This window comes from Sulfuritalea sp., assembly GCF_017302275.1.
Lineage (GTDB): Bacteria > Pseudomonadota > Gammaproteobacteria > Burkholderiales > Rhodocyclaceae > Sulfuritalea.
On the sequence record NZ_JAFLDR010000073.1, the window covers coordinates 1 to 7,642 of the forward strand.

The 7,642-nt window shown below is 61.3% G+C and carries 6 protein-coding genes and 1 pseudogene; 1 reads left to right on the forward strand and 6 read right to left on the reverse strand.

Translation table 11 applies throughout. The features are described from left to right. Both J0M27_RS20835 and aceB read right to left on the reverse strand, forming a co-directional pair. Positions 1 to 1,268: NapC/NirT family cytochrome c (locus tag J0M27_RS20835; RefSeq protein WP_294996485.1), on the reverse strand; the 1,268-nt coding region annotated here is incomplete at its 3' end. A 244-nt stretch (positions 1,269 to 1,512) separates the two neighbouring features. Further along, positions 1,513 to 3,105: a malate synthase A gene (gene aceB, locus J0M27_RS20840; RefSeq protein ID WP_294996487.1), complete on the reverse strand. Its 1,593-nt coding sequence runs from the start codon at positions 3,103 to 3,105 to the stop codon at positions 1,513 to 1,515. A gap of 105 nt (positions 3,106 to 3,210) precedes the next feature. Between aceB and J0M27_RS20845 the strand changes: the two genes are divergently transcribed. Continuing rightward, positions 3,211 to 4,116, forward strand: coding sequence for a LysR family transcriptional regulator (locus tag J0M27_RS20845; protein ID WP_294996490.1), 906 nt, complete (start codon positions 3,211 to 3,213; stop codon positions 4,114 to 4,116). Here the strand turns inward: J0M27_RS20845 and J0M27_RS20850 are convergent. From J0M27_RS20850 to clpA, 4 genes and pseudogenes are all read right to left on the reverse strand, one after another. Next, the gene (locus J0M27_RS20850) at positions 4,089 to 4,949 is read right to left on the reverse strand and encodes an alpha/beta hydrolase (protein WP_294996493.1); all 861 of its coding nucleotides are present in this window, start codon (positions 4,947 to 4,949) and stop codon (positions 4,089 to 4,091) included. The two genes, J0M27_RS20845 and J0M27_RS20850, sit on opposite strands and share 28 nt — an antisense overlap. 135 nt (positions 4,950 to 5,084) lie before the next feature. After that, positions 5,085 to 6,398, reverse strand: coding sequence for an isocitrate lyase (gene aceA / locus J0M27_RS20855; protein ID WP_365963283.1), 1,314 nt, complete (start codon positions 6,396 to 6,398; stop codon positions 5,085 to 5,087). Between the two features lie 220 nt (positions 6,399 to 6,618). Further along, entirely contained in the window at positions 6,619 to 7,098 is a 480-nt protein-coding gene (gene rraA / locus J0M27_RS20860) for a ribonuclease E activity regulator RraA (protein ID WP_294996497.1), read from the reverse strand. A 68-nt stretch (positions 7,099 to 7,166) separates the two neighbouring features. After that, positions 7,167 to 7,642 (reverse strand): annotated as a pseudogene (gene clpA, locus J0M27_RS20865) (ATP-dependent Clp protease ATP-binding subunit ClpA); the annotation flags it as partial.

Sequence of the window (7,642 nt, forward strand, 5' to 3'; positions counted from 1 at the left end):
TCGACCGGGATGAAACCGATCTTGCCTGCCGGCGGAGTGGGTTCGAGCACGGTCTTCGAGACGCCGACCGGCTTGCCGGCGACGATCGCGTTGCCGATGTCGTTGGCGTCTCCCGAGTGGCAGCGCGCGCAGGCGCGTTTCTTCTCGATGATGTCGGTGACCGAGGAGTGGTCGGCCTTGTTCATCACCCATTCCAGCGACGCCTGACCCGGGTAGAAGAGCTTCATGGGGCGCGCCGGAACCTTTGTCCAATCGATACCGGCAGCGACGGCGACGGCACTCGGGGCAGCAGCAGATTCGGCCTTGGGCGGCTTGCCTTGTGCCGCCGCCGCAACGGTAGTCGCTGCGGTTGTCGCGACGGTCGCGGCCGCGGTTGCAGCCGCACTTGCGGCCGTGCTCATCGCTGTGGCAGCGGCGGCCACGGCAGGCCCAGCGGCGGCCGGCTTCTCTCCGGGCTTGGGTGCCTCGGTCGGCGCCACCTGTGCTGCGGGCGCGGCGGCCGGTTGCTCAGCTGCCTTGCTTGCCTTCGGGCGAGGGTCCTTGTGCGCGATGCCCTGATGGCACTCGATGCAGGTCTTGCCGTCCTCGATGGCACCTTCGTGCTTGGCCACCGACCGGTCTTTCTGTTTCGCCGGGTCCATGGTCTTGAAGTTGTGGCAGTTGCGGCATTCCTTGGAATCACGTTCCTTCATGCGTTCCCAGACGCGTTCGGCCATGGTCAGACGGTAAGCTTCATACTTCTCCGGCGTATCTATCGTGCCCAGAATGTGGCCGACCACGTCGCGGGCGGCAATGAGTTTCTGCATGGATTTGAACATGTAATCGGTCGGCGTCTTGCTACTGGCGACGTGGCAGTCGGCGCATTGCACAGTGGTGCCGCTACGATTCTTGTAGTGGACGGTCTTCTTCAGTTCCTCGAAGGGAATCGTCATCTCGTGGCAGGACATGCAGAAGTCGGAGCGGTTGGTATATTCCATACCCATATTCAGGCCGCCCCAGATCATGATGCCGCCCACGATCCCGACGACGAGCATCCGCCCTATCGAACACTGCGGCTGGCGCTTGAGGAAGCCGAACAGCCCCTTGCGGGGTTCGGGAGTGAGACCGTCAGAAGAGTTCTCTGCCATTTTCGCTATTCCAAAAGAATAATTTAATGTCCTGCCGCCGGGTACGCGGCCCGTATGCCCTGCATGGGATTGTCCTATCGCCACCGCGGCTTCATTTCCCCGATATCGAGAAGCCGAGAACCGTGATTCCTCCCCCTTCAATGAAGCGCCGGCTTATCCGGACTTCGTTTATGGTCTCTCGGCGGATTATTGCAGGGGGTTCGCGTGGCGTACAAGAGATTGTTGTGATTAGGGGATCAAGCAGACTTCTATAAGCATTTGCTTATCGTCTGTGCAAAGAAAAACGGCATCCGGCGGGCGCCGAATGCCGTTTCATCTCAAGTTTCGCCGTACCACCAGCGCCGACTCTTGGTTCGGGTGGCGAAGTTCAGGTGGCAAAGAATTGCTAGTCCATCGCTTCGTACAACGGCAGGGTGAGGAACTCGGGGTACTCGGGGGTCAGGCTCATCTTGTCGAAGATGACGGCAGCCTGGTCGTAGGTTTCGGTCTTCTCGCCTTGGGCGGTGACCACTGCCTTTACCTTCGCCAGTTCCTCGCCGATCATTCCGCGCACCATTTCCGCGGTGACCTTGCGACCATCGTCAAGCTTGCCCTTGGGCGATACGACCCACTGCCAGATCTGCGAGCGGCTGATTTCGGCAGTAGCGGCGTCTTCCATCAGGTTGTGGATCGGCACACAACCGTTGCCGGCGAGCCACGAACCCAGGTAGTGGATGCCGACGTTGATGTTGTTGCGCACGCCGGCTTCGGTGATTGGCTGCTCGGGCTGGAAGTTGAGCCAGTCCTTGGGGCCGTAGGTATCGGTGCGCTGCTTCTCCCACTGGTTGGGCCGGTCGCCGAGCACCTTGACGAACTCCTCCATGGCGATGGAGACGAGGCCCGGGTGGGCGACCCAGCCGCCATCGTAGCCGTCGTTGGCGTCGCGGGTCTTGTCGTGGCGGATGCCGGCCAGCGCCTTCTCGTTGGCGACCGGGTCGCCCTTGATCGGGATCAGCGCGCTCATGCCGCCCATGGCCGGTGCGCCGCGCTTGTGGCAGGCCTTGACCAGCGCCAGCGCGTAGCTGCGCATGAAGGGCACTTCCATGGTGATGGCGCCGCGATTGGCGAGGCAGAAATCCTTGTTCTTCTTGAATTTCTTGATGCAGGAAAAGATGTAGTCCCAGCGCCCGGCGTTGAGGCCGGCGCTGTGCTCGCGCAGCTCATACAGGATCTCTTCCATCTCGAAAGTGGCGAGGATGGTTTCCACCAGCACGGTGGCTTTGATGGTGCCGCGTGCCATGCCGATGTGGTCCTGCGCCATGCAGAAGATTTCGTTCCACAGACGGGCTTCGAGATGGCTTTCCATCTTCGGCAGGTAGAAGAAGGGGCCGGCACCGCGCGCGACCTGTTCCTTGGCGTTGTGGAAGAACACCAGCGCGAAATCGAAGATGCCGCCCGAGACGCGCTGCCCGTCCACGGTCACATGCTTCTCGTCGAGGTGCCAGCCGCGCGGGCGGATCTGCAGCGTGGCGATCTTTTCGTTGAGCTTGTATTCCTTGCCGGCTTCGTTCTTGAAGCTCAACTGGCGGCGGATGGCCTTGTAGAGGTTGATCTGGCCCTGGATCTGGTTGTCCCACTTCGGGCTGTTGGAATCCTCGAAGTCGGTCATGTAGGAATCGGCGCCCGAGTTGTAGGCATTGATGATCATCTTGGCTTCGACCGGGCCGGTGATTTCGACGCGGCGGCATTCCAGGGCCTTGGGCAGCGGCGCGATCTTCCAGTCGCCTTCGCGGATGTGTTTCGTTTCGGGCAGGAAGTCGGGCATCTCGCCGGCATCGATGCGGGCCTGGCGCTCGACGCGCTTCTTCAGCAATTCCTTGCGGCGCGGCTCGAAGGCACGGTGCAGCTTGGCGACCAGTTCCAGCGCCTCGGGCGTCAGGATGGTGGCGTATTCAGCGGGAACGGGGGCGTTGATCTGGACGCCGGCGGGCAGGGTCATGGGGAACTCCTAGAAATGGGTTGCTGGGATGGTTGAATTCTATTCTTGCCAAATAGGATATAGAAGCTACGATGTGAGCAAATGATTAGTTACTAATAGTATGTAATGGACCAATTCAAGCAGATTTCTGCCTTCGTCAATGTCGCAAGTCGCGGCAGCCTGTCGGCGGCAGCCAGGGCCGAGGGCGTTACGCCGGCAATCATCGGTCGCCGGCTCGATGCCTTGGAGGAACGCCTTGGGGCGAAACTGCTGCTGCGCACGACGCGCCGGATCTCCCTGACCTTCGAGGGTGCGGCCTTCCTCGAGGAGTGCCAGCGCATCCTGCGCGAACTGGCCGATGCCGAGGGCGCGGTGAGCCTGGGCGGCATCCGTCCCGGTGGGCATCTGAAGGTTTCCGCACCGGCCGGATTCGGGCGGCGACATGTGGCGCCACTGCTCATGGACTTCATGACGGAGAATCCGGAAGTCACGGTTCGCCTCGAGCTTTCCGATCGCCTTGTGGATCTGGTCGAAGAAAACGTCGACTGCGCGATACGCATCGGCGATTTGGCCGATTCCAGCCTGATCAGCATCCGCCTGGGGGAAATGCGCCGCGTGGTGGTCGCCAGCCCCGACTACATCGCCAGATTCGGCGTACCGCCAGCGCCGACTTTTCTTGCCGACCACAACTGCCTGTCTTTGCGCCAGCAGCGCGGATGGACCTTGCGTGTCGACGGAGAGGTCAGGGTGGTGAAAGTGAGCGGTGGTTTCGAGTGCAACGACGGTGCGGTGTTGCACGACTGGGCGCTTGCCGGCAAAGGCCTGGCCTGGCGCTCCCTGTGGGAAGTTGGTGCCGACATCAAGGCCGGACGGCTGGTGACGGTGCTCGATGAATTCGCCGCACCGCCGGTCGGCATCCACGCCGTGGTGCCGCAACGCCGCCACCTGCCGTTGCGCGTGCGCTCGTTCATCGACCTGCTGAAGGCACGCTGGCGCGACTCCGCCTACTGGACGGCGGCGGCCGGCGTCTGAGCCGCTTTTGGCTCGAGGGCGGAGCGCAGGAAGTCATCGAGCCCGCGTACCCATGCCTCGCGATTGAAGACGAAGCCCTCGTTGTGGCCACCCTCGATTTCGAGGAACTTCTTGGGCGGTTTGGCCGCGGCGAACAACTGCTCGCCATGGGCAAAAGGAATGATGTCGTCGCCCCGGCTGTGGATCACCAGCACAGGAGCAGCGATCGTTGCAAGGCGCTCGCGCGTGTCATAGCCGATGCGTGCGAGGAGGCGAACCGGCAGCCACGGGTAGATCCCGGCGCCGAGGTCGGGCACCGAGGTGAAGGTCGATGCCAGCACCAGCGCCGCCGGCTTCTGCACCGTAGCGAGTCGCGCCGCCACCGCGCCGCCCATGGATTCACCGAAGAGCACGATCTTTGCGGCCGGGTAGCCGAGCCCTTGCGTGGCATGGCGCCACGCGGCGGCGGCATCGAGGTAGGTGCCGTGCTCCGACGGCTTGCCGCTACTGCGGCCGTAGCCGCGGTAGTCAAGTATCAGGCTGGCGTAGCCCAGGTCATGGAACATGCGGAGGTAATCGAGGCGATGGCCGATGTTGCCGGCATTGCCGTGAAACACGATCATCAGGCCGCGCGCCGGCATACCGGTCCCCGCTGGCACATGCCAGCCGTCGAGTTTTTCGCCGTCGTCAGTGGCGAGTGTCAGTGAATCGAAGCGCAGGCCGATACTGGCGGGCGTGGCCTGAAACCCGCGATCCATCGCAGCCTGGAAAACCAGTGCGTCCTGCTTGAAGTAGATCAGTGCGGCCAGCCCGGCATAGGCCAGCAGGCCGATCTGGATTGCCGACCAGAGCATCGATCTTCCCTCCTGATTGCGTCCGCCACCCATGGCTGTGTCTTGTTTGCGTCGGTGCCTCCAGCCGACTGTAACGCATAAAAAGGCCGCAGCGGTTTCCCGCTGCGGCCTTGAGTGAAGCGATGCCGTGAAGGCTTAGTGGAACTGCTCTTCCTCGGTCGAGCCGTGCAGTGCGGTGACGGACGAGGCGCCGCCCTGGATCACGGTGGTGACGTCGTCGAAGTAGCCGACACCGACTTCCTGCTGGTGCGAAACGAAGGTGTAGCCCTTGTCGCGCGCGGCGAACTCGGGTTCCTGCACCATGTCGACGTAGTGCTTCATGCCTTCCCCGCGCGCGTAGGCATGGGCGAACTGGAAGGTCTGGAACCAGTTGATGTGGATGCCGGCCAGGGTGATGAACTGGTACTTGTAGCCCATCGCGGCGAGCTCGTCCTGGAACTTGGCGATGGTCTTGTCGTCGAGGTTCTTTTTCCAGTTGAAGGAGGGCGAGCAGTTGTAGGACAGCAGCTTGCCGGGGGAGGCGGCTTGCACGGCTTGCGCGAACTCACGGGCAAAGCCGAGGTCGGGTTTGCCGGTCTCGCACCAGACCAGGTCGGCATACGGGGCGTAGGCGACGCCGCGGCTGATCGACTGCTCAAGGCCGTTCTTGACGCGGTAGAAGCCTTCCGGCGTGCGCTCGCCGGTGACGAAGGGCTTGTCGTTGGCGTCATGGTCCGAGGTCAGCAGGTTGGCAGCTTCGGCATCGGTGCGGGCCAGGATGATGGTCGGCACGCCCATGGTGTCGGCGGCAAAGCGCGCGGCGATCAGTTTCTCGACGGCCTCGTTGGTCGGCACCAGCACCTTCCCACCCATGTGGCCGCACTTCTTCACTGCCGCCAATTGGTCTTCGAAATGCACGCCGGCGGCACCGGCGGTGATCATGTTCTTCATCAGTTCGAAGGCGTTCAGTACGCCACCAAACCCGGCTTCAGCATCCGCCACGATGGGCAGGAAGTAGTCAATGAACTCCTTGCTTTCCGGATCGATGCCACGCGACCACTGGATCTCGTCGGCACGCTTGAAGGTGTTGTTGATGCGGCGAACCATGGTCGGCACCGAGTCGTAGGCATACAGTGACTGGTCCGGGTACATGGTCTCGGAGGTGTTGCCGTCGGCGGCGACCTGCCAGCCTGACAGATAGACGGCCTCGAGGCCGGCTTTCGCCTGCTGCATGGCCTGGCCGGCAGAGATTGCGCCGAAGGCATTGACATAGCCTTTTTTGGCCGAGCCGTTCACCAGCGACCAGAGCTTCTCGGCGCCTCGCTTGGCGACGGTGTATTCGATCGGGAATGTACCGCGCAGGCGAACCACGTCTTCAGCGCTGTAGCCGCGCTTGACGCTTTTCCAGCGGGGATTTTCGGCCCAGTCCTTGGCCAGGGCGGCCGCTTGTGCTTTGCGATCTGTCATGATGAATCCTCTTGCAGGGGTTGTCGAAATAGGGTGCTCCAAACCGGAGCAGTCACGACAGTATAGAGAGGATTTTGCGTTGCAGCAATAGTCTTATATAAGACTACACGGTTTTTTTTACCGTTGAATAACAGCACATTAGGCTAAATATTCCACATACCGGAAGGTGTTTCGCGATTGCGAGAGGAAGTCAACGATTTTTGTGTCTTATATAAGACACGGGTCAGTGCAATTGTTTTTCGCTCACGATTACACCGTCCTCGTCCGCATAGAGCCATTCACCGGGTGTGAATGTCACTCCACCGAATGTCACTGGAATCTCGGCGTCGCCCGTATTCTTTTTCAGGGTTTTCATGGGATGCGTGTCGAGCGCGAACACGCCTATATCCATTTCGCCAATGGCCCGCGAATCCCGGATGCACCCGTAGACGACGATGCCCGCCCATCCATTCTTGACACCCAGTGCAGCGAGTTGGTCTCCAACCAGGGCACGGCGCAGGCTTCCACCGCCGTCGATAACCAGGACGCGGCCTTGGCCCTCGGACTCGAGCGCTTTTCGCACCAGCGAGTTGTCTTCGAATAACTTGAGTGTCGCGATGCGGCCGAAAAAGGCCGCTCGTCCACCAAAACTGTTCAACATCGGTTCTACGACGCGTACTGCAGATTCGTTGGCGTCGCACAGATCGGTAGTCAGCAGGTCCACGGTGTGCAAATTGGAATAGTTTGAAAAGCGGTCACCCGGCAGTGCCGGGTAACCCTGAAACGCCAGCGCTAGGTTGGCGATGGAATCGCCGGCGTAGCGGGGACTTCCTCGAAGGCGAGGGTGATTTTTTCTTGATCGTCCAGGTCGATCGTGACCCGTCCGCCATGGATCAGCTTGCCGAACAGCAACTCGTCGGCCAGCGCGGAGCGAATGGTGTCCTGGATCAATCGCGCCATCGGTCGCGCACCCATCAATGGGTCGAAACCCTTCTCGGCCAGCCATGCACGCAAGGCGTCGGTGAAGATGACCTCGACCTTCTTCTCGTGTAGCTGCCCTTCAAGTTGCATCAGGAACTTGTCGACCACGCGCAGGATGATTTCGGCGTCCAGGGCTCGGAAGGAAATGATGGCGTCGAGCCGATTGCGGAACTCGGGCGTGAACATGCGTTTTATGTCCGCCATTTCGTCCCCGGGACCCTTGCTGGTAGTGAATCCAATGCTGGTCTTCTGAAGTGCTTCCGCGCCGGCATTGGTGGTCATGACGA